Here is a 16,161-nt window from a genome sequence, read left to right on the forward strand (position 1 = left end):
ATCTTCACCGGCACCACCCAGAACGCCATCCAGCGATCCGACAACGCCGCCAATCGTGCCGCCAAGCGAACCACCCAGGCCGCCGTCTTCACCGGTACCGCCCAGAACGCCGTCCAAACCACCGACAACGCCACCGATCGTGCCGCCGAGCGAACCGCCCAGGCCACCGTCTTCTCCGGTGCCGCCCAGAACGCCATCCAACGATCCGACAACGCCACCGATCGTGCCGCCAAGCGAGCCGCCGATACCTCCGATGCCACCTGCGCCGCCGCCCAGTGCGCCACCGAGTGCACCGTCAAGGCCGCCAACAACACCACCGACAGCACCGCCAAGTGAGCCGCCGATACCTCCGACGCCACCTGCGCCGCCGCCCAGTGCACCACCGAGCGCACCATCAAGGCCGCCAACAACACCACCGACTGCACCGCCAAGCGAGCCGCCGATACCTCCGACGCCACCTGCGCCGCCGCCCAGTGCACCACCGAGCGCACCGTCAAGACCGCCAGCAACACCACCGACAGCACCGCCAAGTGAGCCGCCGATACCTCCGATGCCACCTGCGCCGCCGCCCAGTGCACCACCGAGTGCACCGTCAAGGCCGCCGACAACACCGCCAATTGCCGAACCGACGGAGCGACCCACGCCACCTGCAGATTTCCCGGCCGACTTGCCTGCTCCACCAGCCGATTTCCCAGCTGATTTACCAGCTGATTTACCAACGCCACCAATCGCCGAACCGACGGAGCGACCCACACCACCTACAGATTTGCCCGTCGACTTGCCTGTTCCACCAGCCGATTTCCCGGCTGACTTACCAACGCCGCCAATTGCCGAACCGACGGAGCGACCCACGCCACCTGCAGATTTCCCGGCCGACTTGCCTGCTCCACCAGCCGATTTCCCGGCTGACTTACCAACGCCACCAATCGCCGAACCGACGGAGCGACCCACGCCACCTGTAGATTTCCCCGCCGACTTGCCTGCTCCACCCGTCGATTTACCACCAGATCTGCCCGCACCGCCAAGGGATCCACCGAAGCCACCACCCAACGATGAGCCGGCCGATCTGCCGACACCACCTTCAGATTTGCCGCCTGATCTCCCCGATTTACCCCCGCCATTACTTGCACCTCCGGCTGCCGCTCCACCGGATTTCCCCGCACCACCCGCCGATTTACCTCCGCCATTACCTGCACCTCCGGCTGCAGCTCCACCGGATTTCCCTGCGCCGCCAACAGATGAACCTGCACTGCCTCCCCCCCCGAGGGACCCACCGAACCCACCGCCCAGCGATGAGCCAGCAGACCTACCGACACCACCTTCAGATTTACCGCCAGATCTCCCGGCACCCCCGAGATTTCCACCAAACCCACCGCCCAGCGATGAACCAGCAGACCTACCGACACCACCTTCAGATCTACCTGCCGAAGTTCCGGCACCGCCGAGCGAGCCCCCGAAACCTCCTAAACCTCCGCCTGTACGGCCTTCGCCCTGGGCCATTACTGTAGCCAGCAAAGCTATCGTCGCGGTAGAAAGAAATAGATAAGAATGCTTTCTCCTGAACATGACTATACTCCTACTGGTTTTGTTGAAATGCCACCGGCCACTTTTGACTACCAGCCAAGGCGAGGATTCGAGCATCGCCAGGTTTGAACCCGGGATTTCCCGACTATTGCTCCAACGATGCCGGCAGTTCGCAAAGCATCGTAACCGCCAATCGGAGGAGCTTGTCTCTATCCTCGATCAGCTTCGATATCTGCGGTAAATCTGAGGAGGTTTTATTTATTCAAAAAGCAAAATATCAAATTGTTTTTATAACCATTCAATATCTTACCTATGTAGATAACAAGATCCACGTATATCTGGCTACTTCCCGATCTATCCAGAAATATCAACTATTTCTCATAGCCAAAACCTCCTCAATCAGATCAGATTCATGGCGAACTGATCCAATTTCCCGTTGTTTAAACTTTGCCACAACATAATGGCGCCGTCTTTGTCTATTACATCGAAAGTATTGACCGAAACCGTCACTGAAGGTCGGTGATGCCGCGTAGCCCGTCAGCGGATTAACCGTTAACGACAAGCGTCGAAAAGTGCCTCATCTGATTTCCGCCAATCAATCGGGGCGTGACATGTCAGCCATTCGCTTGCCCTGCCCTCGCGCAATTTCATGCCATCGCCAGCATGAGCAACAAACAGGGCGTCCTGCGTAGGGCAGATGTTGTAGTGTGGTTGCGTGATGCGCGCCTGGTCCGCTGTCAGAGCCAGGTTGTACAGCCGGTGTACCGCCGACCAAGGAGGTAAAGGGGCGCGCCCGAAAACAAGAGAGAAATTCCGACCGGACGCTATGGCACGCCGGAGAAATGCGCGAGGTCATGACTTTCCTTGCCAGCGAGGCGGCGAGCTATGTCAATGGTTTCGCATTGCCAATTGATGGTGGCCTAAGCCGCTCGGTGGTCTGCTTCAATTGAACATTGTTCAACACACGGGTCGGTTGAACGTCCAGTCAAGATTTTCGGCGGCGACCGCTTCCCGACAACAATATAGCCCCTCGCCTTGAAAGGATATGAACCATCTGCCCCTGTCACAGGGCGATGCGCTGATTGCCAGTCAAGAAACCATGCTATTTGAGTCCCAACGTCCGAATTGCAGCCCGAAGCAGTTAATCCGGTTTCGAAGGTACAGAAGAAATAACTGCCATGGTGGTGGTAAATTTTCTGATGGCCACTGCTGATGTTCATCACTACTGGCGGTTCTGTCGCGAAATTTTCACTTCTGCTGCGCTACTGTCCCTTCGGAGCGAATAATTGAGTGAGGTGACAGGGTATGGCAATCGATTTCAAAGGGGCTCATTTTCCTAAAAGTGTCATCCTTTACGCCGTTTTCTTTTACGTGCGCTATCCCGGTTCCTATCGTGACCTGCAGGAAATTATGGCCGAACGTGGTGTGAACGTTGACCATGCAACATTGAACCGTTGGGTTGTCCGTTACGCGCCACAGATCGCAGATCAGGCACAGAAGCGTAGACGTCGAACGCTTGCGTCTTGGCGTGTTGACGAGACCTATTTAAAGGTCAAAGGACAATGGACGTATCTGTACCGGGCCGTTGACCGTGACGGACAAACGCTTGATTTCAGGCTCGCCGAACGCCGAAATCTCGGTGCTGCACGGCGTTTCTTCAAGAAAGCCATCGCAGCCAACGGTGTTCCAGACAAAATTGTCATTGATAAAAGCGGAGCCAATCTGGCCGGAGCACAAGCTGTAAACACAATCCTGAAAATCACCGGTCACAGCAAGATGATTGAAATCCTGCAGGTTAAATATCTCAACAACATCCTTGAGCAGGATCACCGGTTTATCAAGCGAATTACCAAACACATGTTGAGCTTCAAGGCATTTCATTCGGCCTCAGCGACAATCGCGGGCATCGAAGTAGCACATATGATCCGCAAGAAGCAGTTCGCAAATGACAACCGCTCGCCATTCGAGGTCTTTGCGGAGCTTGCAGCATAATTACGTCTGAAGATCAGGCCGCTTTTAACCTGATGAAAAATTTGCGACATAACCTGATGCAATTGGGATAACTTCTCCACAAAGTTAACGTTACAGTGCCGCCGTCTGCGCGCTCATCCCACGAGTGCTGGACACAGCGTTCAGCCAATGGACATCATCGCGCGCAGTCTTTCGCCTTCACGATCAAAGACGAAGACGCGTTGCGGATCGAAGGCGATGGCCGTAGACCCTTGCGCGTCAGTGTGACGCTTGCCATGAGTGAGCACCGTAACTTTGGCTGCATTCGGTAGTGAACCATACAAGCAGGTGCTATCGCCCAGCTCCTCTACGAAATCAATGACAAGCGGAAGCGCTCCGGCATCTGCCGCATCGCACAGCTTCACATGATCGGGACGAATCCCCAGCCAGATTTCCGACCCCGCGCCTTCGGGAACATTCTTTATAGGCAGTCGCAGTCGTCCGCCCGCACTTTCCGCAAGATATTCCGCCGTCGTGCCGCTGGCATCGGTTTCAATCACTTGCGCCTTTATGAAATTCATCCGCGGCGTGCCTACGAAGCCGGCGACGAACATGTTGTCGGGATCGTCGTAGAGTTCCAGAGGATGACCGACCTGCTGAACCCTGCCACCATTGAGGACGACCATCTTGTCGGCAAGCGTCATCGCCTCCACTTGGTCATGCGTGACGTAGATCATGGTATTGCCGAGGCGGCGGTGCAGTTGGGCCAGCTCTGCCCGCATCTGGACGCGGAGTTCCGCATCAAGATTAGAGAGTGGCTCGTCGAACAGAAACACTTTCGGCTCACGCACGATCGCCCGACCAATGGCCACGCGCTGCTTCTGGCCGCCGGAAAGCTGCGCCGGCTTGCGGTCCAGAAGCTTTTCGAGCTGCAATATGCGTGCCGCGTTGCGGACACGCTCCTGTGTCTGCGTTTTTGGCGCCTTGGTCAGGCGCATGCTGAAGCCCATATTTTCCGCGACCGTCATATGTGGATAGAGCGCATAGGACTGGAACACCATGGCCACGCCACGCTTTGCAGCATCGACGTCGTTGATACGTTTGCCATCGAGCCGGATTTCGCCGCCGGTGATTTCCTCCAAACCAGCAATGGTTCGCAGCAATGTCGATTTCCCGCACCCGGACGGCCCGACGAAGACGACGAATTCACCGGACGATACATCGAGGTTGATGTCTTTGAGGACTTCGATGGCCCCGTAATTCTTGGTGGCGTTGAGAATCTGTAGCGACGACATGATATGTTCCATTCAAGAGACGGCGAGACGGGCTATGGCTCAGCCCTTGGTTCCCGATGATGCGATGCCTTCCACGATCTGACGCTGGAAAATCAGGAAAAAGACGAGCGGTGGGATAGCGGCTAAGAGATTGGCGGTCATGACGACATCAACTGTCGTATGGGAAAGGGGCGCGTTGAACAGGCTGACCACCTGGCTCACCGTGAACATTTCCGGCCTCTGGCTGATGACGAGCGGCCAGATGAAGTTACCCCACGTCTTCATGAAGGTAAGGATAGCCAGCGTCACGAGCGCGGTTTTCGAAAGCGGCAACGCTATAAACCAGTAGAGCTGGAAATGCGTCGCACCGTCCAGCCGGGCCGCTTCCAGCATTTCCCGTGGAATGCTCTTCATGAACTGGGTCAGCATGAAGAGACCGAAGGCGGAAGCGAGGCCGGGTACGACCAGGCCCTGCATGGTGTTGAGCCAGCCGAGCTTCGCCACGAAAAGATAGGTCGGGATCAGGGTCGCCGCCGTGGGCACCATCAGGGAGAGCATGACGAGTGCAAAGAAGATGCGTTTGCCCGGAAAATCGAACAGGGCAAATTCGAACGCAGCCATTGAGCCGACCAGCAGAACGCCTGCGATTGTCAGCACGGTATAAGCGACGGAAATATAATAAGCGCGCATATAGCCCGTCTCACTGAGAACCCGACTTATGTTTTCGATGCCAGCGCTGAGAGAGGTGGGATAAAGACGCGGATTGAGGGATACGGGGATGCCTGGATCGGCGAAAACCACGTTGAACATCCACCAAATTGGAAATACCATGACGATAGCGATGCACAGGGCTGCCACCCATTTCGCTGCGGCCCATGGCGTGATGCGGGAAAGGCTGTGCGTCATGTCTGTGCATCCTTTTTCTGCAAGGCGAAGATCGCGGCAGTGATCACGACGATCACGAAGGTTAAGATGAATCCGTAGGCGGAAGCGAGACCGAAGCTCAGGCTGCCGAAGCCGCGTCCCATCATGTCCATCACGGGGAACAAAAGCGCCTTCTGGCGTCCGCCGTAGTCGAGGAAGGAGGAGCCGGTCAGAAGCCACGGCAGATCGAAGACCTGAAGTGCCGAGATGAAGCTATAGGTGATCACGAAGATCATTACCGGCTTGATCATCGGCAATGTCACGAACACGATCTCCTGCAATTTGGTCGCGCCGTCGAGACGTGCAGCCTCGTAATAATGACGTGGGATATTCTTCAGGCCGGCGAGCAAAATGACCATATTGAACCCCGCCGACACCCAGACATCGACCGCGATCATGGAGTAGAGCATCACATCGGGATCGTTGAGAAAGCGGATATTGCCCGCGCCCACCCAACCGGCCACCAGATTGAGCATTCCAAAATTGGGCGCGTAGAGCCAGCGCCAAATCGTAGCTGCAAGAAAGAGCGGCATAACAACCGGGACGAAATAGACGCTGCGGAAAAACCGGCCCCAGAAGCCCGAGAAATGATCGACGAGCAGTGCAAGGCCGAATGCCACCGTGATGCCCAACGGCACGGTAATGGCCACATAGGTTGCAAGATTTCCCGCCGCGATCCTGGAATTGCGCGAACCCAGCACGGATTCATAGTTTTTCAGGCCGACGAAGACCGGTTCTCGCACAGCATCCCAGTTGTAGAAACTATAGCTGAAGCCGCTCAATATCGGATAGAAGAAGAAGGCGCCGAACAGGATCATGAAGGGCGCCAGCATCAGATAATTCCAGAATGATTTCTGCATCACGTCAACAAGGCTCGCATTGGGGCCAGCCCGCCTGGTCAGGGCGCGCCGGCCAGTTTATAGTGTGCTATTCGGCCTCGATGAGTTCGTTGAGTTCACCGACAATCCGTTTGGCGCCGTCCTCAGGCGTTTCGTCGCCCTCGACGATGTCGGCCACGCCGTCCAGGAGCACCGACCAGTAGTCGGTCGGATAGGGTTTCACGAAGAAGGGCGGCCGGTTGAAGATCGCATGCTTGGAGGCCTCATTGGTGATGGCAAGAAGCGGATGGCCCGCGACCTGAGGATCGGCCAATGCCGCCTCGTTGCTGTTGAAGCGGCCGAGTGCTGATGCCCAGCGTATCATCTGCTTCTTTTCCGCGACATAGGCTGCGAACTCCCAGGCGAGCTTGGCGTTGGCCTTCGGGGCGATCGCGATGAATTCGAAACCCTTCACGCCGCCATACTGACCTTCCTTGGCGCCGGGCACCAGAACGCGGTCATATTTCAGACCCCTTTCCTTGGCGGCCTGCTCAAAAATCGGGTTGACCCAAGGACCGCTCACCACAAAAGCGAGCTGGTTGGTGCTGAACAGATCCTTCGTAACCTGGTCGTCTTCGGATGTGCCGGACGTGTAAGGCTTGATATCGAGCAGCATCTGCGCGGTTTCAGCTAGCTTGTCAGGGTTGATACGCGTCTTCTTGTTATCGAAATCGATGCCCCATTCCTCCGGCTGGGCCGTGCCAGAGTAGATATTGGCGAGCGACAGCCAGGTCTGCGACATGTCCGGAATGGCCTTTTTCCCCGTGGCGGCGACGTTCTCCATCTGGGCCTTCCAGTCGCTCCAGTCCTTGATCGGCTGCTTTGGATTTATGCCCGCCTCTTCCAGGAGCGTGAGGTTGCGATACATAAACGAGCCGTAGCCAGTATAAGGAAGACAATACATGACGCCCGGCTGAGGGGTGCACATCTTGATCAGGTCGGGACTGAACTGGGCCCGGAATTCCTCCGGCATGGCCATCCAGTCCTCGTAGATGTTCTTCAGGGCGCCTGCCTTCGCAAGAATTGCGCCGAGCGACGTCGAGTTCATAAAGACATCCGGTCCGGTGCCGCTTGATGCGCCCGCGATCTGGCCGGTGAGAAGGTCATCATCGCCGCGGCCCGAAATCGTGATTTTTACGCCAGGATGCTTGGCCGTGAACTCATCGATGAAAGTCTGCTGCAATTTCAGCGCTTCGCCCTGGGCGAAGTCGGAATATACCCAATAATCCAATTGCTGAGCCTGCACCGCACCTGAGGCCAGCGCCCCAGTCAGCGCCAGTGCGGCGACCGATCCAAAACCAATCCAACCCATGCATTCCTCCTTTTGAACGGCATGTTAAGACTTGCCCCTTCGGCGACCTCCAACGGCCGTCTTCGTTAGTTAGGCATATTAACAAATGAATTTTCTTTTTCCAATCATTTTTTATAGGCTAACAAAATTACCGAATTATTGGACAAAAATTGCTTGATTTTTTGTGTAATTCATTTGTAAGTCGAATTAACTATTGAAGAAAGATGCTTTTCATGAATGTTATCGCAGTCGGCATCGATATCGGCGGCACCAAGACGCATCTGCGTTCGTTCGCAGGCGGAAGAATGATGGGTGACGAGGTCGTTCCGACCGTGTCATGGCGCAGGCACGAGTGGGTGGCCGACGCGCAGACATTGACCGAAATGGCCCGTTCGCTGGTGGACGGCGCTCCCATCGGCGCGCTCGCCGTCGGCGCACATGGTTGTGACGACCAGCATGAATGTGATGCTTTCCAGAATGCGTTCGAAAGCTACACCCGGTTTCCGGTGCGCGTGGTCAACGATGCTGAACTAATTCCCGCGGCGATGGGCGTTTTCGACGGCATAGGAGTCGTCTCCGGCACAGGTTCGATTGCCGTAGCCCGGAATCCGGATGAAGAAATGTTCGTTGCTGGCGGATGGGGCTGGGTGATTGGGGACGAAGGCAGTGCAAGCGGGCTTGTCCGCGAGGCGGGCCGCATAGCGAGCCTTTATCTCGATTGCGGTGGGTCCACCGACGAGCCTCTCGTGCACCTGCTTTGCCAGAGCCTTGGCATCACCTCGCCGGTACGAATCGGGAGCAGCATTTCGGCAAGCGGCACCGGTGCACGTCTGGGACGACATGCGCCATCGGTGTTCAAGGCCGCCGAATTGGGTTCGGAACTGGCGAAGCGCACCCTGGACGAAGGCGCGGCGGCGCTGACTACGCTAGTTGCCCGTCTGATGGACCGTGGTGTGCAAGCCCGCGAGGTGGTTGCGGGGGGCGGCGTCATCACTGCTCAGCCGGATTTCGCGCAGGCATTTCTGCGTCATGTCGCATGCAGGTTCGAGGGCCGCGTTCAGGCACGTATCCTGGACAAGCCCCCCGTTATGGGCGCCTGCGCGCTGGCCAGACGCATGCTACGGGCACCCTCTACTGATTTATCAACGAAGGAGTAGAAAATGAGCTATCGTTCAACGATTGCACGGCAGCCGCAGCAGCTTGCGAGCAGTCTGTCCGTCATTGAAACCGAGCTGAAACAGCTCGATCTCGCGCTCTTGCGCAAAGGTGCACTCGCCGTCACCGGGATTGGTGCCAGCTATGAGGCGGCGGTGGTCACTGCAGGGGAATTGCAGCGACGCGGACGCCGCGCCATGGCGTGGCACGCCGTCGATCTCATGCAACCAGGTGACCCCGCCGATGCGATCATCGCACTTTCCGCGGGAGGCCGCAGCATTGAACCTGTGACCGCATTGCGCAATCATGCGGATGTCTTCTCTCTCGCAGTTACGAGCGAATCCGCCAATCCTCTGGCAGAAACCGCGCGCGGTGCGCTCTCGTTCAAGTCGGGCGCGGACGCCACACCGTCCAGCACGGGATATACCGCGACGTTGCTGGCCGCCGGCATGCTGTCTGACGCACTCCACGGCAACAGCGCCGACTGGGCGCGGATACCGCTACTGGCCGAGCAGATTCTAAACGAGACCGCAACCAAGATGCAGCGCGTCGGATCCATCTTCAAAGAACGGCGCGCCATCGACTGCGTCGGCGCGGTGTCGTCGCTCGGAACGGCGGGCGAGGCAGGCCTGCTTATCCGCGAGGCAGCGCGTATTCCCGCCAGCGCAACCGATACGCTCCATTATCTCCACGGCCCGATGGAACCAATGGACGCCATGACCGGCGTGGTGATTTTTGGAGACGGGCGTGAATTGAAGTTGGCACAGGATATGGCCGACCTCGGCTGCGCGGTGTTGCTGGTTACGGGCAATGCCGACATCACCGACGAAGGCAATCTCACGGTCGTCCGCGTGCCGGCCTTCGAAAATTACATCGCGCGGGCGATTCTTGATATTCTGCCGGCGCAGCTGCTCGCCGCCGAGCTTTCGGACGCCGCCGGACTGACCGATACGAAATTCCGCTATCGCCAGTCCGATACGAAGATCGACAAAGCCTAGTACTCCCGGCAAACGCAGAGTGGAGCGATCTACTCTGCGTTTTCCCCAATCAGTCGCTCTTCGGCACATCGGAGCGTCAGGCGCTGTATGCCCTTCAATGTAGCTTCCACCCCCAGCCCCGTGACCTCGATCTGGGTCGGTCCGGACAGATGATTCACCACATCGCGGACTTTCGGCAGGATCTGCGCATTGTGCCCGATACCGCCGCCGAGTATCACCAGACCCGGATCGAGAACCGAAACGCAGGCCGCTACCAGCCTCCCCACGTCGTCGGCATGCCGATCGACATGCGAGCGCGCAATGCCATGGCCATTCTGGGCCAGCGCGAACAGGGCAGGAGCATCCTTCGGAGGCGCTTCTCCGGCGGGCCATTCGTTCAAAACGCGCTGCATGAGACTTTCCGAGCCAAGATAGTCTTCCAGCGCTTCCTTGTTCGGAGCAATATCTGGCGACCAGGGGAAAGGAAGCGAGCTGATTTCACCCGCGCCCCCATTCCTGCCGCGAACCAGCTCGCCGCACAACACGATCCCCATCCCGATTTTGACGCCGACCTGAATGTAGACGAAGTCGGAAGCATGCGTCGCGTTGCCGAACGCGCCCTCCGCGATTGCTGCGCAATTGACGTTATTTTCAAGAATGACAGGAATGTTCAACGCCTCAATCGATCGGGATATGTGGGGGTAGAGCGCAGAAATTTCTTCCGAGGAAGCAATCTGATGCTCGACTTTTGTCGGCAATGCGATGCCGATCGATCGCAACGGCCCCCAACTATCCTGCGTTGCCTGGCGGACATCTCTCAGCCCCTGGGCTACGGCCTGCTCGAGTTCCGGCGTAAAGCGGCGCTGGTCGGCGCCGAGATGATAGCCGCCGCTGTACAGGATGCGGTTATCGAATGTCGATACGGTGAGGCGCACATTGGTGGAGCCAGCATCCACCGCAATAATATGGCCGACCTCTGGTCCAAGCCTGTACATAACGGCCTTACGGCCTGTACCGCGCTGGCGCACGCCTGTCATCTCGACATAACCTAGGCGCTCCAGATCCTCCATCGCGATGGACATGGTGGGCCGGGACAATCCCAGGCGTTCCGCCAATTCAGGTCGGGTGGCCGATCCGTTCCGGGCCAAGGTGCGAAACACAGCCCGGGCGCTTGCCGTCAGCTTGGGAACCTCGATCAGAGAAACATCTGCAAACTGCGCCAATGAAAAACCTGTTCAACAGTATATTGCCATAGAATTCCGCCCGTAGCGAACGGTGTGAATTCGCTTCCTGCTTTCATCGACGCAATATGTAAGAATGTCAAATGGAGTATGAATGAGGGCACTGTATCGCCGAAGCAGTGTGGTTGTATTTCCGGTTTCCGCTAAGCTTTCGCATGGTCGAAGACATGCTGGGTTACAGAGGGATCATCGTCACTCACAAGACGGTGCGCGAGTGGGCTGAAAAGTTTGGACGAGACTATGCCAATACAATCCGTCGCCGCACACCGTGCCTTGGTGATAAATGGCACCTCGATGAGGCTGTCGTGACAATCAATGGTGAGCGACATTTTCTGTGGCGCGCTGTTGATCAGGATGGCTTTGTGCTTGAAGTGCTGGTCCAGAAACGTCGCGATACCAGAGCTGCGAGGCGCTTCATTCGGAAGTTGCTGTCATGTCAGGGCACAGCTCCCCGCGTCATGGTCACGGATAAACTGGGATCTTATGGTGCTGCCAATCGGGAGATCAGCCTTACGGTCTGTGATCATCGCCAACATAAAGGTTTGAACAATCGGGCCGAGAATTCTCATCAACCCATAAGACGGAAAGAGCGGTGCATGAAGCGCTTCAAATCAGCACGACACTTGCAGCGTTTCGCATCCATTCACGACCCGATCTACAACCTTCACCATTTCCCCCGCGACCGCTTCACCTCTGCCATTCACCGCGAACTGCGCCAAGCCGCTAACACCATCTGGCGCGATATCGCTGGCCTGTAATCCGCTTACAAACAATGCATAAAGTCCGAGATATGTCCGTAGGCAGGTTAACGTAACGATGCCTTTCTGGCACCGTAAGCTCATCCGTTACTCTGAGTTGCGCCAACGGATCGTGGTCTGTCTGAAGGCTGGCTGGCGCCCGGAACAGATTGCCGGACGGATGTGGTTCGAGGGTGCGACGCCACGCGCGAGCCAGGAGACGATCTACCAGTTCGTCTATTCCGAGGAGGGTCGCGCGGCGGAGCTTTGGCGGCACCTCGCCTCAGGCCGTCGCAAACGTCATGGCTATCGCCACCGCAAGCGACCACCGCCGAAATTTGCGCCTGAACTCAGCATTCTGTTCCGGCCCGATGTCGTCGCAGGGCGCAGAGAGTTCGGCCACTGATGGTGTGGATACCCCTTCCCCCATCATGTCACAGATTGCCGCGGCACTGCGCCCCCTGCCCGCAACCGCGCGCCGATCGGTCACCTTCGATCGCGGCTCGGAGTTCATCGACTGGCCCCACCTGCAGGCCGAGCTAGGCGCTCGCACGTGGTTCTGCGATCCACAATCCCCATGGCAGAAAGGCAGCATCGAAAATGCGAACAAACGGCTCAGGCGCTTTATATGCCGCGACACCGATCCCGAAACCTTTACGCAAGACGACCTGCGTGTCCTCTGCGCAGGTCTTAACGCGACCTCAAGAAAATGCCTCGGCCTCGGCTATCGAACGCCTGCCGAGGTCTTCCGCGCCAATGTTATCGGACACGGATACAGAACCGAGAATCTGTCACGCCGACCAAAGTCGCATTTGACCTAGCGCGTCCACAACTCAGGCGACCTGAAAAATCAGCCTGCTTCACAGCCCTGGCCAAAGCCCACCGTCGAGCCTCAGGTTTGAGCCAGTGATATAACCTGCGCGTGGACTGGCAAGAAAAGCAACCTTGCGAAATGCTGCTTCCAGGCTGGTGCTGTGGATGGTGCCCGGAGATACGGTATTCGCAGTAATCCCGTCTGCCGCGACATCTTTTGCCAGTGATGCTGTCATCGCTAGCATCGCCGCTTTCGCTGCCCCGTAGTCGGGCCGGCCTGCTGGAGGCATCATACCTGCAAGGCTGGAAATATTGATCACACGCCCCCACCTCGCGACGCGCATCGCCGGCAGCACACGCGACGTCACCCTCACCGCGGCAACAACGTTCCGCTCATACCCGTCTATCCATGTGCGAGACTGCGTCGTCGCCCAGTCCTCTTGCTCCCCCGAGCCTCCGGCGTTGTTAACGAGGATATCGACAGGCCTGATAAAGGCCTGCGCTTTTTCAACCAGACGCTGGACGTCGTCTTCACAGGTCAAGTCACCGATGACGACGTGCGAGCGCCCGCCCTCGAGGCAGATCGCGTTCGCGACCTCTTCTGCTTTTGCTTTATCGCGACCGTGGACGATGACGATTACACCTTCGCGCGCTAACCCGCGAGCTATCCCCTCGCCGATCCCCTTGCTACTGCCCGTAACCAGTGCGATCTTTCCGTCGAGTTTCAAATTCATTATGATCACTCCGATACTCAATCAGGAACCGACAAAAAAGGAAGTTGATGACTGAGGCAATTACGCACTTAAAAGTGCCCGTAAGCGAACATTCCGCGTGTCTCGGGCCAGATGGCTCCGTCGCCCATGTCAGTCGCATTCTGGCAATGCTGAGCGGAAGATGGAAGCTGCAGATTCTGTTTCGCCTGTTCGCTAGCCCATCGATGCGTAGTTCCCAGTTTCTGCGGGAAATGTACGGCATCTCGCAGAAGGTACTCACACAGCACCTGCGGGATCTTGAAGCCGACGGTCTCGTCGAGCGACGAGACTTCCATGAGCAGCCTCCACATGTTGAATACCGGCTGACCCGTGCGGGCCATGAGCTCATGCCGGTCCTGCTGGCGATGAGGGAGTATTCGCGAGATCATCCGGCTGTCGGCCAGGGGTGACTTTCGCCCTTCTGCGTCTATGGGCCCCCACGATCGGCCTTAATCTCATTCCGTGCATTTACGTTCCGCTAAGGGGTCATGATGATCCGGCCAAGTGGCTTCGCTTTCTCGGCAAAATCGTGCGCATCTCGCGCCTGCGAAAGGGGAAATGTCTTTTCAATCATGACCCGAATCTCACCCCTTCCGAGAGCGGTCAACAGGTCGTCAATTGTTGAACTGACCTGATATCGTTCGAGAAGCGGCCCCATGAACACGCCGTGTAAGGTCTGGTTCGATTGCATGGCGGGCCAGAGATCCAAGGAGAGACCGCCGCCGCCCGCGTTGCCGACAAAGACGAGACGGCCTTCGTGGGCCATGGTCGCAAGCGATATGGCCAAGGTGGCACCGACAGGATCAATCACCAGGTCAACGCCTTTTCCTTCCGTAATCTGCTGTACCGCATCAACCACATCGCCGGAGGAACGATCAATGACGTAGTCCGCACCGAGAGATGAAATTTTCTCCAGCCGTCGCTCGCCGCTGGAAACGGCGATCACCCTTGCTCCGGTTCGAGCAGCGAGTTGCACAGCTGCGAGCCCGACACCTCCGGCCGCTCCCTGTATGAGAACTGTCTCCCTGGAACGAAGGCTGCCTTTGGCAAAAAGGCAATGGTGAGCGGTACCAAACGAGATAGGCACGACTGCAGCAGAAGCTGCATCCACGTTTGCTGGCACGATCCATGAGTGGTTTGCAGGTACCCCCCAAAGTTCGGCGTGCGACCCCTGCATGTTGAAGGCCGTGACCTCGTCCCCGACTTTGCGGTTGCGGACGTTGGCACCGACCTCCACGACCCGTCCCGAGGCCGCGTATCCGACAATCCACGACGAGTAAGCAGGAGGATTCGAGCGGCGATTGATCAAGTCACCGCCTTCGATCGAAATTGCAGTCGTAGCAATCAGAACATCGCCTGGACCAATTTTGGGGTCGGCAACATCCCGGTATTGCAATACGTCAGGAGTCCCCGCCTCGTCGTAAACAGCTGCCTTCACGGTCTTTATCCCTCAACGAAACTTAGTTGTCTCACGATGAAGCTGGCTTTGCCCTGCTTCACCACCAGACGTTCAAGGGGAGGATAGACGCCCAGCCGGATATCGATAAACTGCCATTTTTCGAAAGAACCTAGAGATGAGATCGATAAATGGACCGGATGATCCTTCGCGATTTGGCTGTTTTCGAAGTGGTGGCACGCTGTCGAAGCTTCACACAGGCCGCCTCCGAACTCGGAATAAAACAATCTACCCTTAGCTATACGATCAGCCAGTTAGAGAAGAAGATAGGGGTTCCGCTGCTCGCGAGAACAACTCGAAGCGTCGCCCCGACCGACCCTGGGCGGCGTTTGCTGGAAATCCTTGGCCCAGCGATGCGTGATCTGGCAGAGGAATTGAAGACCTTACAAGAGGAAAGGACGACTGTGACAGGCGGTATTCGCGTGACAACGATCCCCGTCGCGTTTGAGAGCATTATCCGTCCGGCGCTGTCGAGCTTCTGTCAGCGCTACCCTCATGTCGTTATTGATATCTCCACCAATGAAGGACTGGATGATGTGGTGGCGCAGGGGTTCGATGGCGGAATCCGCTTTGGCACCCTTATCGACAAGGACATGGTGGCGCTTCCTTTGACCGCAACAACCCCTGTCGTGATCGCCGGCGCGCCGTCCTACTTCGAGAAATACCCCGTGCCGATTAGTCCGGAAGATCTAATCGATCACCGCACCGTATCATATCGATATGTCAGCTCATCGCAACTCCTGCGCTGGCCGTTGGCAAAAGAGCATCAGAAGCTGGACTACAAAGTTGTTCCCTCTCTCATCTTTGACGACGGCGAGGCGATCAGAAAGGCCGTTATAGACGGGCTGGGTCTTGGCGTTCTGCTCCGCTCCCAAGTGGCCGCCGATCTCGAAACCGGCGAGTTGGTGCAAGTCCTTGACGACTGGGTCGACGATTTGCCCGGCTTCAGCCTGTTTTACCCGAGCCGACGAAGAATCTCGCCCGCGTTCCGCGCATTCATCGACCATTTGAAGGAGACCGGCAAAGCGAGAAATTCGGCAGTGGATCGTTGAAATTATCAAGCCTTGCTGAACCAACGCGAAACGGCTTCAACAAAGCCTTGGTCGTCATCTGCCGCGACCCACGCCACACAGCCATCTGGTCGCACAAGAACGGACGAAACACCAAGTGTCTTCCAGAAAGGCAGCAT

The 16,161-nt window shown here is 57.2% G+C and carries 16 protein-coding genes and 1 pseudogene; 8 read left to right on the plus strand and 9 right to left on the minus strand.

Annotated features, from left to right (window positions below; all coding sequences use genetic code 11):
- Positions 1-1,566 (minus strand): annotated as a pseudogene (locus tag AAE521_RS24815) (PE family protein); the annotation flags it as partial.
- Positions 1,567-2,829: 1,263 nt separating this feature from the next.
- Here AAE521_RS24815 and AAE521_RS24820 point away from each other — a divergent pair.
- Positions 2,830-3,516 (plus strand): IS6 family transposase, encoded by a 687-nt coding sequence (locus AAE521_RS24820; protein ID WP_342062820.1) that lies wholly within the window; start codon positions 2,830-2,832, stop codon positions 3,514-3,516.
- Between the two features lie 140 nt (positions 3,517-3,656).
- On the opposite strand, the gene AAE521_RS24825 is transcribed toward AAE521_RS24820, so the two are convergent.
- The 4 genes from AAE521_RS24825 to AAE521_RS24840 all read right to left on the minus strand — a co-directional run bounded on the left by AAE521_RS24825 (position 3,657) and on the right by AAE521_RS24840 (position 7,862).
- Positions 3,657-4,769, minus strand: a complete 1,113-nt coding sequence (locus tag AAE521_RS24825) for an ABC transporter ATP-binding protein (protein ID WP_342062821.1) — start codon at positions 4,767-4,769, stop codon at positions 3,657-3,659.
- A 39-nt stretch (positions 4,770-4,808) separates the two neighbouring features.
- Entirely contained in the window at positions 4,809-5,654 is an 846-nt protein-coding gene (locus AAE521_RS24830; RefSeq protein ID WP_342062822.1) for a carbohydrate ABC transporter permease, read from the minus strand.
- On the minus strand, positions 5,651-6,532 hold the full coding sequence (locus AAE521_RS24835; RefSeq protein ID WP_342062852.1) for a carbohydrate ABC transporter permease: 882 nt from the start codon (positions 6,530-6,532) through the stop codon (positions 5,651-5,653). The genes AAE521_RS24830 and AAE521_RS24835 overlap by 4 nt, the downstream gene beginning before the upstream one ends.
- A gap of 67 nt (positions 6,533-6,599) precedes the next feature.
- Positions 6,600-7,862: an extracellular solute-binding protein gene (locus AAE521_RS24840; RefSeq protein WP_342062823.1), complete on the minus strand. Its 1,263-nt coding sequence runs from the start codon at positions 7,860-7,862 to the stop codon at positions 6,600-6,602.
- A gap of 212 nt (positions 7,863-8,074) precedes the next feature.
- Here AAE521_RS24840 and AAE521_RS24845 point away from each other — a divergent pair, with 212 nt between their 5' ends.
- Positions 8,075-8,998 (plus strand): N-acetylglucosamine kinase, encoded by a 924-nt coding sequence (locus tag AAE521_RS24845; protein WP_342062824.1) that lies wholly within the window; start codon positions 8,075-8,077, stop codon positions 8,996-8,998.
- Positions 8,999-9,001: 3 nt separating this feature from the next.
- Complete coding sequence (locus AAE521_RS24850; protein ID WP_342062825.1) at positions 9,002-9,994, plus strand: SIS domain-containing protein; 993 nt, start codon at positions 9,002-9,004, stop codon at positions 9,992-9,994.
- 29 nt (positions 9,995-10,023) lie between these two features.
- Here AAE521_RS24850 and AAE521_RS24855 read toward each other — a convergent pair whose 3' ends face one another.
- A complete protein-coding gene (locus AAE521_RS24855) occupies positions 10,024-11,196 on the minus strand; it encodes an ROK family transcriptional regulator (protein WP_342062826.1) in 1,173 nt (390 codons plus the stop codon).
- Between the two features lie 125 nt (positions 11,197-11,321).
- Here AAE521_RS24855 and AAE521_RS24860 point away from each other — a divergent pair, with 125 nt between their 5' ends.
- Genes AAE521_RS24860 through AAE521_RS24870 form a run of 3 tightly spaced genes read left to right on the plus strand, consistent with a single transcriptional unit; the run spans position 11,322 to position 12,772 of the window.
- A complete protein-coding gene (locus AAE521_RS24860; protein ID WP_342062853.1) occupies positions 11,322-11,972 on the plus strand; it encodes an IS6 family transposase in 651 nt (216 codons plus the stop codon).
- Positions 11,973-12,030: 58 nt separating this feature from the next.
- Positions 12,031-12,357, plus strand: a complete 327-nt coding sequence (locus AAE521_RS24865; protein WP_342062827.1) for a hypothetical protein — start codon at positions 12,031-12,033, stop codon at positions 12,355-12,357.
- A 25-nt stretch (positions 12,358-12,382) separates the two neighbouring features.
- Positions 12,383-12,772 (plus strand): IS30 family transposase, encoded by a 390-nt coding sequence (locus AAE521_RS24870; RefSeq protein WP_342062828.1) that lies wholly within the window; start codon positions 12,383-12,385, stop codon positions 12,770-12,772.
- Positions 12,773-12,811: 39 nt separating this feature from the next.
- Here the strand turns inward: AAE521_RS24870 and AAE521_RS24875 are convergent, their stop codons facing one another.
- A complete protein-coding gene (locus tag AAE521_RS24875; protein ID WP_342062829.1) occupies positions 12,812-13,498 on the minus strand; it encodes an SDR family NAD(P)-dependent oxidoreductase in 687 nt (228 codons plus the stop codon).
- Between the two features lie 47 nt (positions 13,499-13,545).
- Between AAE521_RS24875 and AAE521_RS24880 the strand changes: the two genes are divergently transcribed.
- Positions 13,546-13,926 (plus strand): winged helix-turn-helix transcriptional regulator, encoded by a 381-nt coding sequence (locus AAE521_RS24880; RefSeq protein WP_342062830.1) that lies wholly within the window; start codon positions 13,546-13,548, stop codon positions 13,924-13,926.
- A 68-nt stretch (positions 13,927-13,994) separates the two neighbouring features.
- On the opposite strand, the gene AAE521_RS24885 is transcribed toward AAE521_RS24880, so the two are convergent.
- On the minus strand, positions 13,995-14,954 hold the full coding sequence (locus AAE521_RS24885; RefSeq protein ID WP_342062831.1) for a quinone oxidoreductase family protein: 960 nt from the start codon (positions 14,952-14,954) through the stop codon (positions 13,995-13,997).
- 149 nt (positions 14,955-15,103) lie between these two features.
- On the opposite strand from AAE521_RS24885, the gene AAE521_RS24890 reads away from it, so the two are divergent.
- A complete protein-coding gene (locus AAE521_RS24890) occupies positions 15,104-16,024 on the plus strand; it encodes a LysR family transcriptional regulator (protein WP_342062832.1) in 921 nt (306 codons plus the stop codon).
- A 5-nt stretch (positions 16,025-16,029) separates the two neighbouring features.
- Here AAE521_RS24890 and AAE521_RS24895 read toward each other — a convergent pair whose 3' ends face one another.
- Positions 16,030-16,161, minus strand: coding sequence for an aromatic-ring hydroxylase C-terminal domain-containing protein (locus AAE521_RS24895; protein WP_342062833.1), 132 nt, complete (start codon positions 16,159-16,161; stop codon positions 16,030-16,032).

Source organism: Brucella cytisi, assembly GCF_038433355.1.
GTDB classification, from domain to species: domain Bacteria; phylum Pseudomonadota; class Alphaproteobacteria; order Rhizobiales; family Rhizobiaceae; genus Brucella; species Brucella cytisi.

Coding starts and splice junctions, on each gene's coding strand:
- AAE521_RS24820 (WP_342062820.1), top strand. CDS start 2,830: ATGGCAATCGATTTCAAAGGGGCTCATTTTCCTAAAAGTGTCATCCTT.
- AAE521_RS24825 (WP_342062821.1), bottom strand. CDS start 4,769: ATGTCGTCGCTACAGATTCTCAACGCCACCAAGAATTACGGGGCCATC.
- AAE521_RS24830 (WP_342062822.1), bottom strand. CDS start 5,654: ATGACGCACAGCCTTTCCCGCATCACGCCATGGGCCGCAGCGAAATGG.
- AAE521_RS24835 (WP_342062852.1), bottom strand. CDS start 6,532: ATGCAGAAATCATTCTGGAATTATCTGATGCTGGCGCCCTTCATGATC.
- AAE521_RS24840 (WP_342062823.1), bottom strand. CDS start 7,862: ATGGGTTGGATTGGTTTTGGATCGGTCGCCGCACTGGCGCTGACTGGG.
- AAE521_RS24845 (WP_342062824.1), top strand. CDS start 8,075: ATGAATGTTATCGCAGTCGGCATCGATATCGGCGGCACCAAGACGCAT.
- AAE521_RS24850 (WP_342062825.1), top strand. CDS start 9,002: ATGAGCTATCGTTCAACGATTGCACGGCAGCCGCAGCAGCTTGCGAGC.
- AAE521_RS24865 (WP_342062827.1), top strand. CDS start 12,031: ATGCCTTTCTGGCACCGTAAGCTCATCCGTTACTCTGAGTTGCGCCAA.
- AAE521_RS24870 (WP_342062828.1), top strand. CDS start 12,383: ATGTCACAGATTGCCGCGGCACTGCGCCCCCTGCCCGCAACCGCGCGC.
- AAE521_RS24875 (WP_342062829.1), bottom strand. CDS start 13,498: ATGAATTTGAAACTCGACGGAAAGATCGCACTGGTTACGGGCAGTAGC.
- AAE521_RS24880 (WP_342062830.1), top strand. CDS start 13,546: ATGACTGAGGCAATTACGCACTTAAAAGTGCCCGTAAGCGAACATTCC.
- AAE521_RS24890 (WP_342062832.1), top strand. CDS start 15,104: ATGGACCGGATGATCCTTCGCGATTTGGCTGTTTTCGAAGTGGTGGCA.
- AAE521_RS24895 (WP_342062833.1), bottom strand. CDS start 16,161: ATGCTGCCTTTCTGGAAGACACTTGGTGTTTCGTCCGTTCTTGTGCGA.